Raw genomic sequence first — 20,268 nt, 5'->3', positions numbered from 1 at the left:
CAAAATCAGCCGAGCCGCGAGGTTCGGCTTTTTTTGCGCCTGCGTGTGCCACTTTTGTAGCCTGCTCCTGCCACCATGCCTACTGCCGACGCCCGCTTCGATTATGACTACCTCCTTGTAGGCGGCGGAGCGGCGGGCCTCAGCCTGGCCTACCACATGGCCCAGGAACCCCGCTTGGCCGGCAAGAAGGTATTGCTAATCGAGCCGGAGGCCAAGAACCACAACGACCGCACCTGGTCATATTGGGCCGACAAACCGATGGTATTTGACGGCCTGGCAGCGCACGAGTGGCGGCAGATTGCTTTTCGCAGCCCCGGCTTTGAGAAGGTGATAGACCTTGGCGCCTACCGCTACCGCATGATTCGCGGGCTCGACTATTACCACTTCGTACGCCGGGCGCTTGCTGCCAATGCCCAATTCACTTTCGTGCAAGGCACCGTTGAGCAGCTGCAAAACACGGCTACCGGCGTGGAAGCTTATAGCAGCACCGGCCACTTCACAGCCCGATACGCATTCGACAGCCGCCCGCCTGACCTCCAGCAGCTGCAGCAGCCGCAGAAGCACCGCTACCTGTTGCAGCACTTCGTGGGCTGGGAAATAGCTACTGATGCCGATGTATTTGACCCAGCCGTGGTGGAATTTATGGACTTCCGGGGCGAGCAGCACCACGAGGCGCGCTTCATTTACGTACTGCCTTTTTCAAAGCGCAGAGCACTGGTGGAGTACACTTTGTTTTCAGAAACACCGCTAGCGAAAACCGAGTATGAGGCAGCCATCCGTGAATACCTGGAGAAGACTTTAGGGGTTAAGGACTACCGCATTGAGGCGGAAGAAATTGGGGCCATCCCCATGACTGACCACCCATTGCCCGCCCGAGCTGGCGCTCACATCATCAACATAGGCACGCGGGGCGGCAGGGCCAAGCCCAGCACGGGCTATGCGTTCAAACGCATTCAAAGGCAGTCTGAGCGGCTGGTAGCGGCTTTGGCCAGCACTGGCCAGCCCCCAGCGGACCCCACGGGCGACAAGTGGCAGTTTCACCTGTTCGACACGCTCCTGCTCGACATTATGAAGCGGCGCGGCGAAACCACGCGCGATATTTTCCGGGAGTTATTTGAGCGCAATCCCGTTGAGCGCATCTTCCGCTTTCTGGACGAAACCACTTCCTGGGCCGATAACTTCCGTGTGATGAATTCTGTGTCGCCGGGGCCATTCATGCGCTCCATTGCGCAGGTGTTGCGTGGCAAGCCCGGCAAGCGGGCGCTTTAATGTGTTACTCCCTTTTCGGCCCTATGCGAAGCGTACGGGTGCTTGTTCAAGCACCTCACGGGCAGCATGCACGGTAGCTGAAGACAGCACGCGCAACTGCGGCTGCGGCTCCGAAAGGTTAAGCAAATAGCCGCTCAGCGCAGGTAAGTTGTCGAGGTCGTGCGTGCTGCAGAGCACTGTTTTCTGATGCTCCGTCACCCAATCGTGCACAAGGCTAAAGACCTGACGGCGGTAGTACACATCGAGCTGCTGGGTGGGCTCATCGAGCAGGTACACCTGGGCATCCTGCAAGCTGAGCTGCGCCAGCCACACCAATTGCTGTTCACCCCCGGAAAGTTCGGTAAAGTCGCGCAACGCTAGGTGCGCTACGCCCACACGCAGCAAGGCCGCATCGGCCAGCGCGTAGTCGGCGGGAGAATAGGCGCTGAACAGACCGTGGTGCCGGTAGCGGCCCATCACCACCAGCTCGCGCACCGCAATGGAGAACCCAATGCTGCCGCGCTGGGGCAAATAGCCCAGCAAGCCGGCGGCCGCTGCTCGGCGCAGCCCGCGTACTTCCTGGCCCAGCAGCTGCGCGCTGCCTTCGTAGGGCAACTGGCCCGTGAGCACCCGAAACAAGGTGGTTTTGCCACTGCCGTTGTGGCCTACCAGGGCCACAAAAGCGGGCTCGGGCAGGCACAAAAAAAGGTTGCGGACCAGTACCCTTCCGGGGTAGCCCGCAACCAAGTCTTCAATAAGCAATGAGCCGTTATCAGTGAGCAATTGGAGAAGCCTGTTACTTGCCGCGAGTGCCCGCCGAGCAACTGTTCATTGCTCACTGATAATTGTTAATGGATTTTAGTACTCGTCCTCGTTGAACATGAAGTCCTCTTTGGTCGGGTAGTCGGGCCATACTTCCTCGATGTTTTCGTAGGGCTGGCCGTCGTCTTCCAGGGCTTGCAAGTTCTCAACCACTTCCATGGGCGCACCCGAGCGGATAGAAAAGTCAATCAGTTCGTCTTTGGTGGCGGGCCAGGGAGCATCTTCCAGGTAGGAAGCAAGTTCGAGTGTCCAATACATAGTGAGAAGGATAAAAAAAGGTTGGCGAAGGTAACTGTTTCCAGTCAAGATACAAGCCAGAAAACACGTTGAAATTCGACAACGCAATTAGTGGGTGCAATGTTAGCCCGCGGCCTGGGCTTGCTGGCTGAATAAGGCAATTAAATCGTTTTTCGTGCGGATTTTACGCTCGAAGGAACGGATTTTTGTTTGGAGCATCTGGCGGAAAGCGTCGTTGGCGCTGCTGGGGCTGAGCTTGTCGAGGTTGTCGCGCAGCACTTCCAGCTCTTGGTGGTCGTCTTTGAGCAGCTCGCGCAGGGTGTTGGCGCGAAAACGGGCCCGCTCGGAGGGCGAGTTGGCAGGCTCCCCGCCCACGCGCTTGCGCAGGTGATACTCGAGGGCACTCAGCTCAAAAATCTTATCGCACGCCACCATAAAGCGCTGCCAGATGCGGTCCGATTCCTCGCCCCGCACGGTGCCTACCTGCTTCCATTCGGCCTGCAGGGCTTTGGCCTGGTGAATGGCTTCTTGCGGCGGCACGCTCATCAGGGCTTCGGCACGGTCGGCCAGGGCACGCTTGCGAGCCAGCAGCTCCTCGGGAGAGGCCGGCGAGCCCGGGCCACCGCTGGCTTGCTGGGCGGCGATGTGCACCTTCAGGCGCTCAAAAAAGTGGTTATTGGCCGCTCGGAAGCGGGTCCACAGTTCCGACGCTTGTTTTTTGGGCAGGGAGCCGTTTACCTCGCGCCAGGCTTGCTGCAGCTGCTTGAGCTGCCGCGACGTGGTTTCGAACTGGTCGGAGTTCTTGAGGTTTTCGGCTTGTTGGATAAGCTCGCGGTAGCGGTTTTGCACCCGCGAAGTCATGGCTTTTTTATCAGCCTGGAAGGCCTTGCGCCGGTCGAAAAACACCTGAATGGCCGTCTGGAAGCGGTGCTCTAGGTCATCGGTCATCTCCTTGTCGACGGGGCCGGTCTTGAGCCAGCCTTGGCGCAGGTCTTTCACCTTTTCGCTGGCCGAAATCCATTCCACGCTGTCGCGCAAGGCTTCGGCCTCGTGAATGAAGCCGATTTTCGTGGCCAGGTTTTTCTCGCGGTTGCGGGTTACGGTCACCGCAATGGATTCCTCGGCTTCGATGAGGCGGCGTTGCAGGCCGGTGAAGTCGCCGAGGCCGTCGTAACTCAGCAACTGCTCTTTGAGGTGCAGTGCCTTCATCAGAAACGAGCCTTTGTTCTCGCTGGCTTCCATTCGGGCAAGCAGCGTATCCACTTTGGCGCGCAAGGCTTCAAAACGTTGCCCGAAGTAAAGCAGCGCGGCATCGTCCGTTTCTTTGACCAGGCCTATCTGGCGGGCGGGCTGGCCCAACACCGGGCGCAGCCATACACCGCCGGCTTCCACGTAGCCATAGCGCTTGGCTTCGGCCAGCAAGGGGTCGGTTGGTTCCATACTAAAATTAAGCTCGTGGGTAGGAGTGTGGAATAGGTATACGGCTGAAACGTGGAATGGGGAAAGGATTACAAGTTTACGGTAAAAACGCGATGAATTGCTGTGTTCTTTCAGTAATGGGACGGTGCAACAAAGAAGTTAAACAAAAATGGGCTTGTGAGGCGGGTAGGTCATAAGGGGGCCGCAGGAGAAAAGGTGTGGTTTACCAAGGCGCCCCTGCCGTACTTTGCCCCTCGGCTGCTGTAGCAGGCAGTGTGTAATTACGAGGCCCGGGCTGGCATACCTTCTGGTATCCACCTCATTCGCTTATCCTTCCCTTACCCCAACACCCAACCTCCATGAGCGACCAGACCATCATCTTCAGCATGGCCGGCGTGAGTAAGATTTACCCACCCCAGAAGCAAGTTCTCAAAAATATTTATCTCTCTTTTTTCTATGGTGCCAAAATCGGCGTGCTCGGCCTCAACGGCTCGGGTAAGTCGAGCCTGCTGAAAATTATTGCCGGCGTCGACAAGCAGTTTCAGGGCGAAGTCGTGTTTTCGCCGGGCTATTCGGTGGGCTACCTGGAGCAGGAGCCCCAGCTTGACCCCACCAAAACTGTGCGTGAGGTAGTAGAAGAAGGCGTGGCCGAAACGGTGGCCATGCTCAAGGAATTTGATGAAATCAACGAGGCCTTCGGCGCCGAAGACGCCGACTTCGACAAGCTGCTCGACCGCCAGGGCAAGGTGCAGGAGCGCCTCGACCAGCTCGACGCCTGGAATCTGGACTCGAAGCTGGAGCGCGCCATGGATGCCCTGCGCACGCCCGCGCAGGAAGCCATCATTGGCAACTTGTCGGGTGGTGAAAAACGCCGAGTGGCCCTATGCCGCCTGTTGTTGCAAGAGCCCGATGTGCTGCTGCTGGACGAACCCACCAACCACCTCGACGCCGAAAGCGTGCTGTGGCTGGAGCAGCACCTGCAGCAATACAAGGGCACCGTAATCGCCGTGACCCACGACCGCTACTTCCTCGACAACGTGGCCGGCTGGATTCTGGAGTTGGACCGCGGCTCGGGCATTCCGTGGAAAGGCAACTACAGCAGCTGGCTGGAGCAGAAGACTACCCGCATGGCCCAGGAGGAAAACACCGAAAGCAAGCGCATGAAAACCCTGCAGCGCGAGCTGGACTGGGTGCGCATGTCGCCCAAAGCGCGTCAGAGCAAAGGCAAAGCCCGCTTGGCCAACTACGACAAGCTGGCCAACGAGGAAGCCAAAGACAAGGAGCAGAAACTGGAGTTGTTCATCCCCGACGGCCCGCGCTTGGGTGCTCAGGTAATTGAGGCCGAAGGACTGACGAAGGCGTTTGGCGATAAGCTGCTGTTTGAAAACCTGAGTTTCTCGCTGCCGCAGGGTGGCATTGTGGGCATCATCGGGCCGAACGGCGCGGGAAAGACCACGCTCTTCCGCATGATAACCGACCAGATGAAGCCCGACGCAGGCACGTTTGAAGTCGGCCCCACGGTACAGACGGCTTACATCGACCAGCAGCACGACACGCTGGACCCCAGCAAGTCAGTGTTCGACACCATCACGGGCGGCACTGAAACTATGCTGCTGGCCGGCCGACCCGTAAACTCCCGCGCCTACGTCAGCAAGTTCAACTTCGGCGGTGGCGACCAGGAGAAGAAGGTGGCCATGCTCTCGGGTGGCGAAAAGAACCGCGTACACCTGGCCATGACGCTCAAGCAGGGCGCCAATCTGCTGCTGCTTGACGAGCCAACCAACGACCTGGACGTAAACGCTATCCGGGCGCTGGAAGACGCCTTGGAAAACTTCGCTGGCTGCGCCGTTATCATCAGCCACGACCGGTGGTTCCTGGACCGTTTGGCCACGCACATTCTGGCTTTTGAGGGCGATTCGGAGGTGGTGTGGTTCGAAGGCAACTTCACGGACTACGAGGAGGCCAAGCGCAAGCGTTTGGGTGACGTGGAACCGAAGCGCGTGCGGTACAAGAAGCTGGGTTAAGCTAACAATCATTACAGTCTCACTGAAGGGCCTACGTCAACATGACGTGGGCCTTTTTTGTACCTACGTGGTACAATACTTTGATTATTTAGCTTCCGCTTGAATGCGGGAGCTAAGATGGTTTCATCCCAGAGTATTCAGCGCGGTAGGCGCTAAGGCTGGCAATCTGCCGTTCAACTTGCCTTACTGCACGCCTTTCACCCGCATGGGCAGAATAAACACAGATTCGGAAGCGGTGATAAACAACGTCTTCCGGTCCTTGCCACCAAAGCAGAGATTGGCAGTCCAGTCGGCCGGCACGTCGATGTGTTGAATTTTCTGGCCCGCCAAATTATAAACGGTAACACCCTTGCCCGTGAGGTACACATTGCCTTCGTTGTCGATGGTCATGCCATCGGAGCCTTGTGCGACGAATAGTTGGCGGTTGGTGAGTTTGCCATCCGCACTTATTTCGTAGCGATAAGTCTTGTCAGCTTTGATATCGGCCACATAAAGCAAACGGCCATCTGGCGTGCCAATAATGCCGTTGGGCTGCTGCAGCTGGTCGTCGGCCACTGTGGGTTGTGCCTGGCCTTTGGGCAGAAAGTACAGCTTTTGGCCGCCCAGATTCGGGTCGGGTTCGGTGCGCGTCCAGTAGGGCCGCTGGTAGTAAGGGTCAGTGAAGTAAATGCCACCGTTGCGCGGGTGCGGCCACAGGTCGTTGGGACCATTGAGGCGGTGCCCCTGCACGTTATCCAGCAAAACGGTGACCTTGCCATTCGGTGCAACAGACCAAAGCTGGTTTTGCTCGTCGGCGCAGGCTAACAGATTCCCTTGCTTGTCAAAGTAAAGCCCATTGGAACGACCTGATTTCTCTAGGAAAACACTGAGTTTGCCACTGGTGTCGTACTTCCAGATTTTGTCGTTAGGCTGGTCGGTGAAGTATATATTACCGGCCTTGTCTACAGCCGGGCCTTCGGTGAATTTGAACTGGCGCGCTACAAGTTGCGGCGTAGCCGAACCGGCGAGGATGGAACTGGATGCAGTGCTTTGAGCCCTTACTAAGTCTGCAGTGCCAAAACTGCAGGCCAAAAACAGAAGCGAATAGCTGAGACTAAACTTGAGATGAGTCATTATGCAGGGGAGAAAGTCGGCCAGCCCGTCGTACGGCTGGCAGGTATAGCGCCAATCGGCAGCCAGAGGTTGCCAACCAGCGCTATACTTAGCCAGCAATTGTTGGGGTGAGCGTTATTGATGGGCAAACCTCCGTGCTTGTGAAACTGAATGACATAAGTGTGGGCTTCCTTACACTGTCGAGTCCTCTCGTAATAGTATAAGCGCTGAATTTTATGCCACCCACCCTTCGCGCACGGCCCGCGCCGCCAAGCCCACCAGCGTTTTGGTCCCGGCCTTTTGCAGCAGCATGCGGCGGTGGCTCTCCACCGTGCGCACACTCAGGCAGAGCTTATCCGCGATTTCCGCATTGCAGTAGTCCGCTACTACCAAGCTGAGAACCTGCAATTCCCGTGCGCTGAAGCCATTGCACAAGCTGCTGGTACCACGCCAGGAGGAGCTAACCGGCGCAGGAGCGGCCGACTGTGCGCTAAGCCACGGCGCCAATGCTGCCACCAACGCATCGGCCAACGCCTGCCGCGACACCAGCAACCTAGTATCGGCCCACGGCAAGGGGGCGGCGGTAGTAGAGGTCTCTGGGCCAGTAAGAAGCAGCACCCGTTGCCGGGGGCATGACCGATGCAACTGCGTCAGCAAAGGCACCAGTTGAAAACCAGGCAGCAAAGCGTCGAGAATGAGCAGCCCGTAGGGCCGATTGCAAACTAAATAGGCAACCTGAGTAGCGTCGGCGGTGAGGGAGAGCCGCAGGTGGGGCCATTGCTCGTGGAGCAGTGCTACCAGGCCTTCGCGGTAGAGCGTGGGCGCGGCAGCCACCAAGACATTCTGGGTAGACGTCGTCATGGAGGAAAGCAGAAAAAGATGAAAGGAGCATCGTACACACCCTTCGCACCTTTAACAGTTGATGTTAAAAGCCACGAAGCGAATGGTATGACCAATTTATAGCTTTAAATCAAATATTCAATATGTCAAGAAAAATTTGAACAAAATAAAAAAGCCACCGCCCTGCAAGCAGGACGGTGGCTTAGGACTATGCAAACAGTAGCTTAGTTGCGGCGGCTGCCACCCATGAAAATCATTACGTAGTACAACAGCGTAGCCAGTGAGCTAAGGGCCGCAATTACGTAGGTCATAGCGGCCCACCATAAGGCATCTTTAGCCATGGCGTGCTCCTGCGTAGTCACTACACCCCGCTTGTCCATCCAAGCCAAGGCCCGGCTCGAAGCGTCAAACTCTACGGGCAAGGTGACAAAGGAAAACAGCGTAGTAAGCGAGAAAAGAGCAATGCCCACGCCCAGCGGAATCACGCTGCGGTTAATCATGAAAATACCCGCGAGCAGAATCCAAGGCATGTAGGTAGATACGGCGCTCAGAGCCGGTACCATTGCCGAGCGGAATTGCAGCATAGAATACGCGGTGGCGTGCTGCACAGCATGGCCGCACTCGTGCGCCGCAATGGCAGCAGCGCCAGCGCTGCGCTCGGCATATACGCCTTCGCTCAGATTCACGGTTTTATCCGTGGGGTTATAGTGGTCGGTAAGCCGGCCCTCGGTGCTGATGATGCGCACATCGGTAATGCCGTGGTCGGCGAGCATGAGCTCGGCTATCTGGGCGCCGGTTAGGTTGGCTTTCAAGCCAACTTGGGAATACTGTTTGAACTTGCTTCGCAAACGCCACTGAATGACGAAGCTGGCCAGCATAAGCAGAATTATAAGGAAGTACATGGCTGAAGGGGTTTATTGGTTTCTTGCTACTGGCTTTTCGTTGTTGGCCACGCCTAAGTACCCAAACGAGTAATCAGAAACCACAACTTAAAAACCAGCAGCACTCTTTATACGCTCGACAATGCGGGAAGTGCTGTAGCCTGGCACCAAAGGAACGGTACGCACCTCTCCGCCCCTGTTTAACACCAATTCGTGGCCTACAATTCCGTCAATTGCGTAATCATCACCCTTGACCAAAACGTCGGGCTGCACCAGTTCGATAAGAGCTAAAGGGGTAGGCTCGCCGAACAGGACTACTGCATCTACGAACGACAACGACGCGAGGATACGCGCCCGGGCTTCTTCGTCCTGCACGGGTCGGCCCGGCTTCAGCGCGCCCACCGAAGCATCCGTGTTCAGGCCCACTACCAAGGCGTCGCCCAAGTGCCGAGCCTGCTCGAGGTAATCAACGTGGCCCAGGTGTAGCAAGTCGAAGCAGCCATTGGTAAATACCACCTTTCGGCCTTGCTGCCGCCAGCCAGCTACGGTAGCAGGCAGTTGCTCCCGGGTCAAGATTTTTTCTTTCGTCCACATACAAGACAATCAGGAACCAGTTTAGGGTGAGTAATTCAGGTTTGGAGGAATTTAGCTGAACCGTCATTGCTCCGCTTCCTCTTAAAGTTAACTATTTACCTGTAGCGCACTTTTGCTCACTGGCTTTGCCGATTGAATGGCAGTAACAACGAAGCTAATAGCTCCCATAAGTCCCATTAGAATCGTTTGAGCACCATGCACCACCAAAGCATACGCAATACCTGCCTCTTTGCCAATGCCATACACCAGCAAGGTGCTCTGCACCATCACATGGAATGCGCCAATACCGCCCGAAACGGGGGCTGCCATACCGAAAGCTCCGAATGTGAGCACCGCCAGGCCGGCCTTCACATCAAGGCCGTAGGTTGCCGGAAAGCACTTAAAAGCCAGGTAATCCATCAGGTAATAGACCAACCAGGTGAAGGCCGTATGAAGCAGAAAGACGCCCTTGTTTTCCATCTTTCGGATACTAAACACGCCCGCCAGCAAGCCCTTAACAAACCCTACCACCTTCATAAATAAGGCATTCTCACGCAGCTTATCGAGGTTTCGTAACATCAAGTAGCCAAACACTATGGCTAATAACCCAATGATGCCCAATACCAATAGCAGCACATCTCGGTTGGCCGCCAAAGAATCGTATTTATCCACAAACAAGCTCTGAATAAATGCCCAAAACTTATTAAACTCCATCAGCAACACTGCTCCCAGCAGCGAGGCCAGCACTAGCACGTCAATCACCCTTTCCGTTATCACCGTGCCCAGGGACACTTCTACCGGTACCCCACTTGTGCGGCGCAGCACCGAACAGCGAATGACTTCGCCCATGCGGGGGAGTACAATGTTGGCCAAATACCCTACCATCATCGCGTGGTAGACATTCCAGTAAGGCACGTGCTGGCGCGAGGCTTCAAGCTGCATTCTCCACCGGTAAGCACGGCTAAAGTACCCCAACACGGAGAGAAACATGGTTATCCCCAGCCAATAGTAATTGGCTGAACGAATATGATAGCCGATACGCGATAAATCCTGGTCACGAACGGCGTACCACATGAGTACGCCGGATAAGGCCAGCAATAGCACGTATTTTAGGATATTGAGAAGCTGTTTCAACTAAGCAAGGCCGGATATAGGGTTCGTAAAGCAAAGATAAAAGGTGACAGCGCCCCAGTTTAGGCGGCGACTACCACATTATCGATGAGGCGGACTCCGCCCAGGTGCGCGGCCAGGCAAAGTACCACGTCGCGGCCCGCCGCATACTCGCTAAGAGGCTGCAAGGTTTGTGCATCAGCTACTTCAAAGTACTCAGGCGTTACAAGTGGCTCGCTTGCGAGGGCCGAGGCCGCAGAGGCTCGTACTTGGGCAGGCAATATTCCTTGCCTCACTTCGGCAGCAGCAGCAACTAATACCCGATGCAGGAGCGGCGCCACCGCGCGGGCTTCGGCATCGAGCCGGAGGTTGCGCGAAGACATGGCCAAGCCGTCGGCCTCGCGGATGGTGGGGCAGGCTACAATTTCCAAATCAAACGATAAGTCAGCCACCAGCTGGCGAATCACGGCAACCTGCTGCCAGTCTTTTTGCCCAAAATAGGCCCGGTGCGGACGCGCCAGATGAAAAAGTTTGCTCACGACCGTGGCCACCCCGTTAAAATGACCAGGCCGGTGGGCACCCTCCATCACCTGTTCCAGGGCACCAAAATCGAACCGGAGCACGGTGGGCCGGGGGTATATTTCGTCTACCGACGGCACAAAAAGGGCGGTGCACCCTACTGGTGCCAGCAATGCCGCATCGGCCTCGGGAAGGCGCGGATAAAGCCGGAAGTCCTCGGCGCTATTGAACTGCGTGGGGTTAACGAACAGGCTGGCTATCACCTCGTCACAATCGGCCCGGGCGGCCCGCACAAGTTGAAGATGGCCGGCGTGCAAAGCGCCCATGGTGGGAACCAAGCCCACCCGTTTTCCGGTTTGACGAGCCCGTTCGGTGTAGGCTTGCAACCCGGCGGCGGTAGTAAGTATCTGCATAGAGGAGGAAGGCAATTGAGGTAGCCTCCAAAGTAGCTTTTATTGATTTTCCGCTCAAAATTGTTTAATTTTGTGCACCCATAGCATGGCCTTGTCCCATTCTCTTCAATAATCCCTTATGTCGAAGCTACGAATCCTCTACGCGGCCACCGAAATTGACCCGTTTCTACAGACTACGAAAGTAGCTGAAATGCTGCGTCGGCTGCCCGCCAGCATGCAGGAAATGGGCTGCGAAATTCGCATTTTCGTGCCACGTTTTGGCATTATCAATGAGCGCAAGAACCGGTTGCACGAAGTAGTGCGCCTTTCGGGCATCAATATCGCCGTGGGAGATGATGAGAAGCCCTTGGTTATCAAGGTTGCTTCAATTCCGACGGCAAAGTTGCAGGTTTATTTTATTGATAACGAAGATTATTTCCACCGCAAGTCGGCGCTGGTCGACAAGAACGATAAATTTTACGCCGACAACGACGAGCGCGCCATCTTCTTCTGCAAAGGAGTTCTCGAGACCGTGAAGAAACTCGGCTGGTCGCCCAACATCGTGCATTGCAGCGACTGGATGACGGGCCTGATTCCGTTGTACCTGAAAACGACCTACAAAAAAGACCCGGTGTTCAAGGATGCCAAGTCGGTGTTTTCGATTTACAACAACGAGTTTGCCGACAAATTTGAGGGCAACATCCTCGAGAAAGCCAAGATGCTCGACATTGATGATGCCATGCTGGCCTCGCTGAAAACGGCAGACTTCAGCGGTTTCATTAAAATGGGCATGGAATATGCCGACACTGTGGTGCGGTCCGACGAGGATTTCAGCGACAACATGAATGGCATGTTCACGGAGTACGCGCTGCATCACCGGCTCAGCCAGGTTGCCACCGACGAAAACTTGCATTCCTCCTACCTAGCGCTCTACAATGAATTGGCTAACTAGCCGTTGTGCACCCGTAGTGGCCTTGTCGGCGCTGGCCCTGACCGGCTGCGACAAAGGAACTGATTTGAACGTTGACCTACCCAATACTACGGCCATCAGCACCGAGTACACGGAGTACAAAACTCCTTTGCTCGATGTGGCTACGGTCCGCACCGCTTCGGTGCAAAGCCTCAAAGCAGACCATTACTTAATAGGCCGGCTGACCGATAACGTTGCTGGAATCACCGAAGCGCGCTCATTCTTGAACGTGGTGGCTGGCAGTTCTAATGATTCGCTGCCGTCCAAGCTAGTTCAGCCCGTTCTCGACTCGGTGGTGCTGGTGATGGGTTTCGACCGAGTGAATGGCAGCAGTGCGACGCCCGTGCGCTTTGACGTTTCCGACCTGCAAGCCCCTCTGGATGAGCGGTTGCCCTACAACAGCGCCACAGCCACGGCCAAGGGCGCCCTGTTGGGCCAGAACCTGATGAGCCGACTCGACCGCACCGCGCTGGTGGTGACGGACACCAGCACCCGGCCCGTAACCAGGACCGCTGTGCCCGACCAAACAATACGTTTGGCATTGCAGCGCAGTGGCGCCGTAGCAGCGCCCTTTGCGCCCGCCCCGGCAGTGGCTTCGTCTTATTTCAGCAATTTCTTTGCAACGCTGCGCGGCAGTGGCGCCAGCTTCACGCAAGCGCAGCTCAACCGCGAGTTGAAAGGCTTGGCTATCGAACCCAGTCAGGGCTACTCTTCGGCCATTGTCAGCTTTGGCCGTTCTTATAATGGTCGCCTGGCGTTCTTCTTCCATGATGCCGCTGCTGCTGCTCCTGTGGCGCCGGCTCGCCGCCGCTGGCGTTCGTACTCGGTTTTCTTCGGACCGATTTACAGCAGTGGCGGAGCAGCTCCGGCACGGGACCCGCGCTACTACACCCAGATGAGCAGCAATCTGGCAAACACTGATTTGAGTCGCTTGTCTGATGCGACGCAAGCAGTTGCGTCCGCAACCCTTAATGGCACCAGCTATTTGCAGGAAGGCGTTGGCTTGAGCACCCGCGTCACGCTGAGGGGCTTGGAAGCCCTAAGAAATATGCCCGGTCTCATCATCAACCGCGCCGAGTTGCGGGTGCCCGTGAAGCCTTTTAGCAACGCGTTGTTTCCAAATCCCCGCTACATCTATGCGGTTGAAGCCGACAATAACAATAAGGTACTGCAGCGCATCTTAAATTTCCTTCCCAGCGACCGCGTTGTGCAAGAAGATGGCAGTAATCAACTCGTAGTAGGCCGCAGAGCACTGGGCATACTGGAGGGACCTGCTTCCCAGCAGTACTATACCTTGGTTATCACTAATTACTTACAGGCTTATCTCAACGATAGGTTGGGCGGCAATCCGGCTTCGTTGCTACTCATACCAGACAGTAGCAACCTAATTCCTGATAGCACGGAACCATCTACGTTAACCTTAGGCCTAAACCGCGCAGTAATCGATGCTGCCAACGTGAGTTTGCGGGTTTACTACTCCAAACGATAAATAGCGAAGGGACGGGCATCTGTTAGGTCCCCCTATTCCTTTATCCTCAATTCCTTTAATTACTTAACCCCCTTCTGCCATGTGCGGCATTGTTGCTTATTTGGGTCATCGCGAGGCCTGCCCTATCATTCTTAAAGGTCTTCGTCGCCTCGAGTACCGTGGCTATGACTCAGCCGGTGTCGCATTGCTTGATGGTGAGCTAAACGTCTATAAGAAAAAAGGCAAAGTTGCTGACTTAGAGAAATTTATTCTTGAAAAAGATACGCATGCCAACGTAGGCATGGGCCACACGCGCTGGGCAACCCACGGCGAGCCCAACGACGAGAACGCCCACCCCCACTACTCCACTTCGGAGCGAATTGCCATCATTCACAACGGCATCATTGAGAACTACGCCGCGCTGAAAACGCACTTGCTAAAGCAAGGGCACACGTTTCAGTCGGATACGGACACGGAGGTATTCGTAAACCTGATTGAGGAAATCCAAACGCAGAACGCCTGCTCACTGGAAGAAGCAGTGCGATTGGCCTTGCACGAAGTAGTGGGTGCCTACGCCATTGTAGTACTCAGCAAAGACGCCCCCAACCAACTCATTGCGGCTCGTAAGGGCTCGCCAATGGTAATTGGCATTGGCGAAGGAGAGTTCTTCATCGCCTCGGACGCTACCCCCATCATTGAGTACACGAACGAAGTTGTCTATGTAAATGACTACGAGGTAGTGGTTATTCGCGATGGCCAGTTGGAGATTCGTACCAAAGAAGATGTTAGCCAGACCCCATACATCCAGAAGCTGGAAATGGAGTTGGAGAGCATCGAGAAAGGTGGCTACGAGCACTTCATGCTGAAGGAGATTTTTGAGCAACCCCGCTCAATTCTCGACTCTATGCGCGGCCGCTTGGAGCTGGAAGCTGGCCACTTGAACATGGGCGGCATCCGGGCTTACGAGCAAAAGTTCGTGAATGCCCAGCGCATCATCATTGTAGCTTGTGGCACGTCGTGGCACGCTGGCTTGGTGGCCGAGTACCTGATTGAGGACTTGGCCCGCATTCCGGTGGAAGTGGAGTACGCCTCGGAATTCCGCTACCGCAACCCTGTTATTACGGAGCGCGACATTGTAATTGCCATTTCACAGAGCGGTGAGACGGCCGATACCTTGGCCGCTATCGAGTTGGCGAAGAGCAAAGGCGCTACCATTTTTGGGGTGTGCAACGTGGTGGGCAGCAGCATTGCGCGCGCTACCGACGCTGGGGCCTACACCCACGCTGGCCCCGAAATTGGGGTGGCTTCTACCAAAGCCTTCACGGCTCAGGTAACCGTGCTGACCCTGCTGGCCATGATTATGGGCCAGAAGCGGGGCACCATTACCGACACCAAGCTGCGTGAGCTGATGGTGGAGCTGGACACGATTCCTTCGAAAGTGGAGAAGGCGCTGGAGCTGGACCATGAGATTCAGGCCATTGCCGAGATTTTTAAGGACGCCACCAACTTCCTCTACCTGGGTCGGGGCTACAACTTCCCTGTAGCTCTTGAAGGCGCATTGAAGCTCAAGGAAATCAGTTACATACATGCCGAGGGTTACCCTGCGGCTGAGATGAAGCACGGCCCAATTGCGCTGATTGACGAGAACATGCCGGTAGTAGTTATTGCGACCCGCGACAGCTCGTACGAGAAAGTGGTAAGCAACATCCAGGAGGTGAAGGCGCGCAAAGGCCGCATCATTGCCGTGGTGAGCGAAGGCGACAAGGTGATTCCGGCCATGGCCGAATTCGTAATCGAAGTGCCTCACACCAGCGAAGTTCTGATGCCGCTGGTATCGGTGGTGCCGCTGCAGCTGCTGAGCTACCACATTGCCGTGCTGCGCGGCTGCAACGTGGACCAGCCCCGTAACCTAGCCAAGTCGGTAACGGTGGAATAAAACTGTCTGAACCGCAGATTGAACGGAGTTGTCGGATTTTGAGGACAATTTGCCAGAACAGAAAAGGCCACCTAATTAGGTGGCCTTTTTTTGGCGCGGCATTGCCGTAGCCTGAGCAGCGCCCTTGCCACTGACGACAGTTTATCGCCCTCAAAATTCGGCAACTCCGTTCAATCCGATAAATCCGCGGTTCAGACAGCAAACGGCTGGCCGCGTAGTGCCTGCCGCTTGAGCAAGGGGCATACTTTGTAGCGCTCGTCGTGCGTGTCCTGCCACAGGGCTTCTAGCACGGCATACACGCGCTCTACGCCGATGGCATTGGCCCAGGCAAAGGGCCCATGGGGGTAGTTGGTACCCAGCTTCATGCCGAGGTCGATATCCTGCATGCTGGCAGTTCCTTCCTGCAGGGTGAAGCAGGCTTCATTGATGATTTGACAGATGACACGGGGAGTTACCAGGCCCACTCGGTCTTCGACTACACGGTAGTCAGTACCGAGGGCGGCGCAGGTCTCGGCCAGCTTCCCGCGGTCGGCCTCATCGTAGAGGCTTACTTCCAGCAAGGCGCGGTTAAGGAGAGTGGGGAGGCCGCAGAAGCCGAAACAAACAGAACTAGAGAGAGTCGATGAACTGTTGGCGGCACCGGACATCTCCTGAAATACTGGAAGCAAAGAAGGAAGCTTGCGATTTTGCAAGTGTAGTAACCCGGGTAAATCAAATACGACATTACATGCAATTAAACAGGCCTCAAGCTGCTGATTAAAGTCGTCGTAAGTTGCTACCTCAGAAATACGAAAAAAGGTATACTCGTGCGTCGGCCCGAATTTCTGGCGGAACTCAGCCTCTACATGGTTGCCGTCAATGACCAGGATGTGCATAGTTTCGGTTGTTACTTTGGGGCCAAAGATACCCTAACCATACCCACCCATGCCCCACCAGATTATCCTGACTGACCAAGCTCCTGCACCGATTGGACCCTACTCGCAAGCCGTGAAGGCTGGCAATACCGTTTATGTTTCGGGTCAGATTCCGCTCGATGCTAACGGACAGCTGGTAGCAGGCGACGTGTCCGAGCAAACCCATCAGGTGCTGAAAAACCTCACGGCCGTGCTAGCTGCCGCTGGCCTCGCCCTGACGGATGTAGTGAAGTGCAGCATTTTCGTGAAAGACCTCGGCAACTTTGCCACCATCAACCAGATTTACGGTTCCTACTTTGATGAGGCTACCGCGCCGGCTCGCGAAACGGTAGAGGTAAGCCGCCTGCCCCGCGACGTGGAAGTGGAAATTTCCTGCATTGCCGTTGGCGCATAAGAAAGAGGGCCCGCACAGCGTTGATGCGAAATAATCAACGCTTGCTAACTACTCTCACGCATGAAAGAACTTGGACTCGGGCTGCTCATCATTGGGCTGATTTCGCTGGTACTGCCGTTCATCAACCCCAACATCAAATCAGTATTTCTGACCTGGATTGACCAGTGGGGCACGACTGTGGCCTGGCTAATTCGCGGTGGGATTACGCTGCTTGGGCTAATACTGTGGCTCAGCTTTAAGAACCGGGATTAGCTTGGCAGCCAAGCCGACTGATTTCTGAGAGGCTGAGCTTACAGCTAAGCTCCTCATTAACCAATAGATAGCCAAGGGCGTAGGTTGGGCAAGGTCTACTAACGTGGACCCAATTGGAAGCGGAAAACCCATTCCGCTGAATACCCTTTGGCTATGGCTTCGTCTTTTCCCACCTACCCCCTACAGCAAACGGCCGACCTAGCCCCCGTGCTGGACGCCATTGGCGACGCCCGCGTGGTGTTGCTAGGCGAGGCGTCGCACGGCACGCACGAGTACTACACCTGGCGGGCGGCCCTGAGCAAGCGCCTGATTCAGGAAAAAGGTTTTCAATTCATTGCCGTGGAGGGCGACTGGCCCGACTGCTTCGCAGTGAATGCCGCCATCAAGCAGGAAGAAGTGAGCTACAGCTCCGCCGCGCAGCTGCTGCAAACCTTCGACCGATGGCCGACTTGGATGTGGGGGAACTGGGAGATTGCGGCCCTGGTCGACTGGCTGCACCGCCACAACCTAAGCAAGCCCGCTGAGCAGCGTGTGGGCTTCTATGGCCTCGACGTGTATAGCCTCTGGGAATCGTTGCAAGCGGTGCTGCAGTATGTAGAAAAGCAGGGCGATGGCGCCGTAACGGCCGCGCGCCGCGCCTTCAGTTGCTTCGAGCCCTACAGCACCGACCCGCAGGAGTATGCCCGGGCCGTGGCCTTTGTGTCGGAAGATTGCCAGGACGAGGTAACCGCCGTGCTCAAAGCCCTGCGTACCCAAACCTTGCAGCGGCCCGCGACCAACCTACCCGAGCGGGAGCTGGCCTTCGGAGCCGAGCAAAATGCCTTGGTGGCGGTGAACGCCGAGCGCTACTACAAGGCCATGTTGCGCGGTGGCGGGGCCTCCTGGAACGTGCGTGACGAGCACATGATGGAAACTCTCACCCGCCTGCTTGACCTGCACGGGCCGGATAGCAAAGCCATCATTTGGGCGCACAACACCCACATCGGCGATGCCCGCTTTACGGACATGCGCCGCGAAGACATGGTCAACATCGGCCAGCTGGCCCGGGAGCAGTTGGGTCGGGATAAAGTGTTCAGCGTGGGGTTTGGTTCGTACCAGGGCAGCGTGATTGCCGGGAAATCCTGGGGAGCACCACTGGAGACCATGGCCGTGCCGGCGGCTACCCGAGGCTCCTGGGAGCACCAATTGCACAGCCAGCTGAGCGGCGATAATGCGCTGCTTTTGTCCTCCGAGCTTAGGCAAATTGACAGCCTGAGCAAGGCCCAGGGCCACCGGGCCATTGGAGTGGTGTACCGCCCACAGTTCGAACAGTTCGGAAATTACGTGCCCTCGGTTATCCCGGAGCGGTACGATGCGTTTCTCTTCTTTGATAAAACCCAGGCCCTGCACCCGCTCGATATTCATCCGACTGAGAAGGGCCCGCCCGACCTGTATCCGTGGGGCGAGTAGAACTCGCAGCGCCTAGCTTCGCGCTACTGGTTACTGGCGTTACCTTTGCGGCGCGTTCCGAACTCCGGAACGCGCTTTTTTTGCGATATGACTGAGAGAGAAGTTCGGGTGCGCTTTGCACCGTCGCCCACGGGGCCACTGCACATTGGCGGGGTCCGCACGGCCCTTTACAACTATTTGCTGGCCCGCAAGCTGGGCGGCAAGATGCTGCTTCGCATTGAAGACACTGACCAGAACCGCTTCGTGCCCGGCGCCGAAGACTACATTCTGGAAGCGCTGGCCTGGTGCGGCATTGTGATTGACGAAGGCGTGGGCCCCGGCGGCCCGCACGCGCCCTACCGCCAGAGCGAGCGCAAGCCCATGTACAAGCAGTACGCCGACCAGCTCATTGCCAGCGGCCACGCCTACTACGCCTTCGACACCCCCGAGGAGCTAGACGCCATGCGCGCGCGCCTGCAGGCCGCCAAAGTGCCCAATCCGCAGTACAACAGCATCACCCGCGCCCAGATGCGCAACTCCCTCACCCTGCCCGAGGACGAGGTGAAGCAGCTGCTCGACAGCGGCGCGCAGTACGTTATTCGCCTCAAGGTGCCGCGCAAAGAGGAAGTCCGTTTTCAGGACCTGATTCGCGGCTGGGTGGTGGTGCACTCTTCGGCCATCGACGACAAGGTGCTGATGAAGTCGGACGGCATGCCGACCTACCACCTGGCCAACATCGTGGACGACCACCTGATGGAAATCTCCCACGTGATTCGGGGTGAAGAATGGCTACCATCGGCGCCGCTACACGTGCTGCTTTACCGCTATTTGGGCTGGGAAAGCACCATGCCACAGTTTGCCCACCTGCCCCTACTGCTGAAGCCCGACGGCACCGGCAAGCTCAGCAAGCGCGACGGCGACAAGCTCGGTTTCCCCGTATTTCCGCTGGAATGGCACGGCACCGACGGTGAAACCGGCGAGCCCACTGTGAGCCGCGGCTACCGCGAAGACGGCTACCTGCCCGAAGCCTTCATCAACTTCCTGGCTTTCCTGGGCTGGAACCCCGGCTCGCAGCAGGAGATTTTCTCGATGGACGAACTCATTGCTGCCTTCAGCATCGAGCGCGTGAGTAAGTCGCCGGCCCGCTTCGACCAGAACAAGGTGAAGTGGTACAATGAGCATTACCTCCGCGCCAAGTCCGACGCCGAACTGGCCCCCTACCTACTCACGGCCCTGGCCGAGCACGGCATTGCCTGCGACCAGGCCAAGGCCGAGCAAATTGTGAGCGTGATGAAGGAGCGGGTGAGCTTCCCCAACGACTTCTGGCAGGAAGCCAAGTACTTCTTCCAGGCGCCGGACAGCTACGATGAGCAGGTGGTGGCCAAGAAATGGAATGCGCAGGTGAGCAGCGTCTTAGTGGCCTATGCTGAAGCTCTGCCCGATTCTTCGGAGCCCAGCTCCAACGCCGAAGTAGTAAAAGCCATTTTCAACCAGACTGTGGAGGAGAAAGGCATGAAGCCGGGCCAGGTGCTGCAAGCCCTGCGCGTGGCCGTGACCGGCGCTGCAGCTGGCCCCGACTTGTTTGAGACCCTGGCCATTTTGGGCACGGGCGAAGTTGCCACCCGCCTGCGTCAGGCGGTGGCCACGCTGGGATAAGCATTGCGTGGTTCCTTCGCTGTAAAGACAAAAGGCTGGCCAATGGCCAGCCTTTTTTTATGCTTGGTCCGTTCTTGAGTGACCACCCACGCC

Annotated in this window: 19 protein-coding genes; 9 read left to right on the top strand and 10 right to left on the bottom strand. The window is 56.6% G+C overall.

The genetic code is table 11. From position 1 onward, the window contains the following. Positions 1-75 precede the first annotated feature (75 nt). Positions 76-1,269 (top strand): lycopene cyclase family protein, encoded by a 1,194-nt coding sequence (locus BMZ66_RS09015; protein ID WP_092671375.1) that lies wholly within the window; start codon positions 76-78, stop codon positions 1,267-1,269. Positions 1,270-1,290: 21 nt separating this feature from the next. Here the strand turns inward: BMZ66_RS09015 and BMZ66_RS09010 are convergent, their stop codons facing one another. The 3 genes from BMZ66_RS09010 to BMZ66_RS09000 form a co-directional block, all read right to left on the bottom strand. Then, on the bottom strand, positions 1,291-2,031 hold the full coding sequence (locus tag BMZ66_RS09010) for an ABC transporter ATP-binding protein (protein WP_234795045.1): 741 nt from the start codon (positions 2,029-2,031) through the stop codon (positions 1,291-1,293). 75 nt (positions 2,032-2,106) lie between these two features. Continuing rightward, a complete protein-coding gene (locus tag BMZ66_RS09005; RefSeq protein WP_035561220.1) occupies positions 2,107-2,328 on the bottom strand; it encodes a DUF2795 domain-containing protein in 222 nt (73 codons plus the stop codon). 102 nt (positions 2,329-2,430) lie between these two features. Further along, positions 2,431-3,747, bottom strand: a complete 1,317-nt coding sequence (locus tag BMZ66_RS09000; RefSeq protein ID WP_092671372.1) for a DUF349 domain-containing protein — start codon at positions 3,745-3,747, stop codon at positions 2,431-2,433. Between the two features lie 338 nt (positions 3,748-4,085). On the opposite strand from BMZ66_RS09000, the gene ettA reads away from it, so the two are divergent. Further along, the gene (gene ettA, locus BMZ66_RS08995; protein ID WP_092671369.1) at positions 4,086-5,750 is read left to right on the top strand and encodes an energy-dependent translational throttle protein EttA; all 1,665 of its coding nucleotides are present in this window, start codon (positions 4,086-4,088) and stop codon (positions 5,748-5,750) included. Positions 5,751-5,933: 183 nt separating this feature from the next. On the opposite strand, the gene BMZ66_RS08990 is transcribed toward ettA, so the two are convergent. From BMZ66_RS08990 to panC, 6 genes are all read right to left on the bottom strand, one after another. After that, positions 5,934-6,863, bottom strand: coding sequence for an SMP-30/gluconolactonase/LRE family protein (locus tag BMZ66_RS08990; protein WP_092672974.1), 930 nt, complete (start codon positions 6,861-6,863; stop codon positions 5,934-5,936). Positions 6,864-7,076: 213 nt separating this feature from the next. Beyond that, entirely contained in the window at positions 7,077-7,703 is a 627-nt protein-coding gene (locus tag BMZ66_RS08985; protein WP_092671366.1) for a helix-turn-helix transcriptional regulator, read from the bottom strand. 203 nt (positions 7,704-7,906) lie between these two features. Further along, on the bottom strand, positions 7,907-8,584 hold the full coding sequence (locus tag BMZ66_RS08980) for a zinc metallopeptidase (protein WP_092671363.1): 678 nt from the start codon (positions 8,582-8,584) through the stop codon (positions 7,907-7,909). Positions 8,585-8,671: 87 nt separating this feature from the next. After that, positions 8,672-9,157, bottom strand: coding sequence for a D-glycero-beta-D-manno-heptose 1-phosphate adenylyltransferase (rfaE2, locus tag BMZ66_RS08975; protein WP_092671360.1), 486 nt, complete (start codon positions 9,155-9,157; stop codon positions 8,672-8,674). 87 nt (positions 9,158-9,244) lie between these two features. Beyond that, positions 9,245-10,270 (bottom strand): lysylphosphatidylglycerol synthase transmembrane domain-containing protein, encoded by a 1,026-nt coding sequence (locus BMZ66_RS08970; RefSeq protein WP_234795044.1) that lies wholly within the window; start codon positions 10,268-10,270, stop codon positions 9,245-9,247. Positions 10,271-10,329: 59 nt separating this feature from the next. Continuing rightward, positions 10,330-11,178 (bottom strand): pantoate--beta-alanine ligase, encoded by an 849-nt coding sequence (gene panC, locus BMZ66_RS08965; RefSeq protein ID WP_092671357.1) that lies wholly within the window; start codon positions 11,176-11,178, stop codon positions 10,330-10,332. A gap of 118 nt (positions 11,179-11,296) precedes the next feature. On the opposite strand from panC, the gene BMZ66_RS08960 reads away from it, so the two are divergent. From BMZ66_RS08960 to glmS, 3 genes are all read left to right on the top strand, one after another. After that, positions 11,297-12,109: a glycogen/starch synthase gene (locus tag BMZ66_RS08960; protein ID WP_092671354.1), complete on the top strand. Its 813-nt coding sequence runs from the start codon at positions 11,297-11,299 to the stop codon at positions 12,107-12,109. Next, positions 12,093-13,616, top strand: a complete 1,524-nt coding sequence (locus BMZ66_RS08955; protein WP_092671351.1) for a DUF4270 family protein — start codon at positions 12,093-12,095, stop codon at positions 13,614-13,616. Before BMZ66_RS08960 ends, BMZ66_RS08955 begins: the two co-directional genes overlap by 17 nt. Before the next feature lie 79 nt (positions 13,617-13,695). Next, positions 13,696-15,531: a glutamine--fructose-6-phosphate transaminase (isomerizing) gene (gene glmS / locus BMZ66_RS08950; protein WP_092671347.1), complete on the top strand. Its 1,836-nt coding sequence runs from the start codon at positions 13,696-13,698 to the stop codon at positions 15,529-15,531. Between the two features lie 191 nt (positions 15,532-15,722). On the opposite strand, the gene BMZ66_RS26040 is transcribed toward glmS, so the two are convergent. Next, positions 15,723-16,091 (bottom strand): 3-hydroxyacyl-CoA dehydrogenase family protein, encoded by a 369-nt coding sequence (locus BMZ66_RS26040; RefSeq protein WP_234795043.1) that lies wholly within the window; start codon positions 16,089-16,091, stop codon positions 15,723-15,725. A gap of 364 nt (positions 16,092-16,455) precedes the next feature. On the opposite strand from BMZ66_RS26040, the gene BMZ66_RS08940 reads away from it, so the two are divergent. The 4 genes from BMZ66_RS08940 to gltX all read left to right on the top strand — a co-directional run bounded on the left by BMZ66_RS08940 (position 16,456) and on the right by gltX (position 20,175). Then, entirely contained in the window at positions 16,456-16,839 is a 384-nt protein-coding gene (locus BMZ66_RS08940) for a Rid family detoxifying hydrolase (protein ID WP_092671341.1), read from the top strand. A gap of 60 nt (positions 16,840-16,899) precedes the next feature. Continuing rightward, positions 16,900-17,091 (top strand): hypothetical protein, encoded by a 192-nt coding sequence (locus BMZ66_RS08935; protein ID WP_092671338.1) that lies wholly within the window; start codon positions 16,900-16,902, stop codon positions 17,089-17,091. A 153-nt stretch (positions 17,092-17,244) separates the two neighbouring features. Further along, entirely contained in the window at positions 17,245-18,540 is a 1,296-nt protein-coding gene (locus tag BMZ66_RS08930; protein WP_092671335.1) for an erythromycin esterase family protein, read from the top strand. A gap of 87 nt (positions 18,541-18,627) precedes the next feature. Further along, positions 18,628-20,175 (top strand): glutamate--tRNA ligase, encoded by a 1,548-nt coding sequence (gene gltX / locus BMZ66_RS08925; RefSeq protein WP_092671332.1) that lies wholly within the window; start codon positions 18,628-18,630, stop codon positions 20,173-20,175. Positions 20,176-20,268: the final 93 nt, after the last annotated feature.

The sequence above is a fragment of the Hymenobacter arizonensis genome (genome assembly GCF_900115775.1).
In the GTDB taxonomy this organism is placed as follows: Bacteria; Bacteroidota; Bacteroidia; order Cytophagales; family Hymenobacteraceae; genus Hymenobacter; species Hymenobacter arizonensis.
Note: the sequence above shows the minus strand (reverse complement) of the source record. Positions and strands in the feature narration are given on the sequence as shown.

Coding starts and splice junctions, on each gene's coding strand:
- BMZ66_RS09015 (WP_092671375.1), top strand. CDS start 76: ATGCCTACTGCCGACGCCCGCTTCGATTATGACTACCTCCTTGTAGGC.
- BMZ66_RS09005 (WP_035561220.1), bottom strand. CDS start 2,328: ATGTATTGGACACTCGAACTTGCTTCCTACCTGGAAGATGCTCCCTGG.
- BMZ66_RS09000 (WP_092671372.1), bottom strand. CDS start 3,747: ATGGAACCAACCGACCCCTTGCTGGCCGAAGCCAAGCGCTATGGCTAC.
- ettA (WP_092671369.1), top strand. CDS start 4,086: ATGAGCGACCAGACCATCATCTTCAGCATGGCCGGCGTGAGTAAGATT.
- BMZ66_RS08990 (WP_092672974.1), bottom strand. CDS start 6,863: ATGACTCATCTCAAGTTTAGTCTCAGCTATTCGCTTCTGTTTTTGGCC.
- BMZ66_RS08985 (WP_092671366.1), bottom strand. CDS start 7,703: ATGACGACGTCTACCCAGAATGTCTTGGTGGCTGCCGCGCCCACGCTC.
- BMZ66_RS08980 (WP_092671363.1), bottom strand. CDS start 8,584: ATGTACTTCCTTATAATTCTGCTTATGCTGGCCAGCTTCGTCATTCAG.
- rfaE2 (WP_092671360.1), bottom strand. CDS start 9,157: ATGTGGACGAAAGAAAAAATCTTGACCCGGGAGCAACTGCCTGCTACC.
- panC (WP_092671357.1), bottom strand. CDS start 11,178: ATGCAGATACTTACTACCGCCGCCGGGTTGCAAGCCTACACCGAACGG.
- BMZ66_RS08960 (WP_092671354.1), top strand. CDS start 11,297: ATGTCGAAGCTACGAATCCTCTACGCGGCCACCGAAATTGACCCGTTT.
- BMZ66_RS08955 (WP_092671351.1), top strand. CDS start 12,093: ATGAATTGGCTAACTAGCCGTTGTGCACCCGTAGTGGCCTTGTCGGCG.
- glmS (WP_092671347.1), top strand. CDS start 13,696: ATGTGCGGCATTGTTGCTTATTTGGGTCATCGCGAGGCCTGCCCTATC.
- BMZ66_RS08940 (WP_092671341.1), top strand. CDS start 16,456: ATGCCCCACCAGATTATCCTGACTGACCAAGCTCCTGCACCGATTGGA.
- BMZ66_RS08935 (WP_092671338.1), top strand. CDS start 16,900: ATGAAAGAACTTGGACTCGGGCTGCTCATCATTGGGCTGATTTCGCTG.
- BMZ66_RS08930 (WP_092671335.1), top strand. CDS start 17,245: ATGGCTTCGTCTTTTCCCACCTACCCCCTACAGCAAACGGCCGACCTA.
- gltX (WP_092671332.1), top strand. CDS start 18,628: ATGACTGAGAGAGAAGTTCGGGTGCGCTTTGCACCGTCGCCCACGGGG.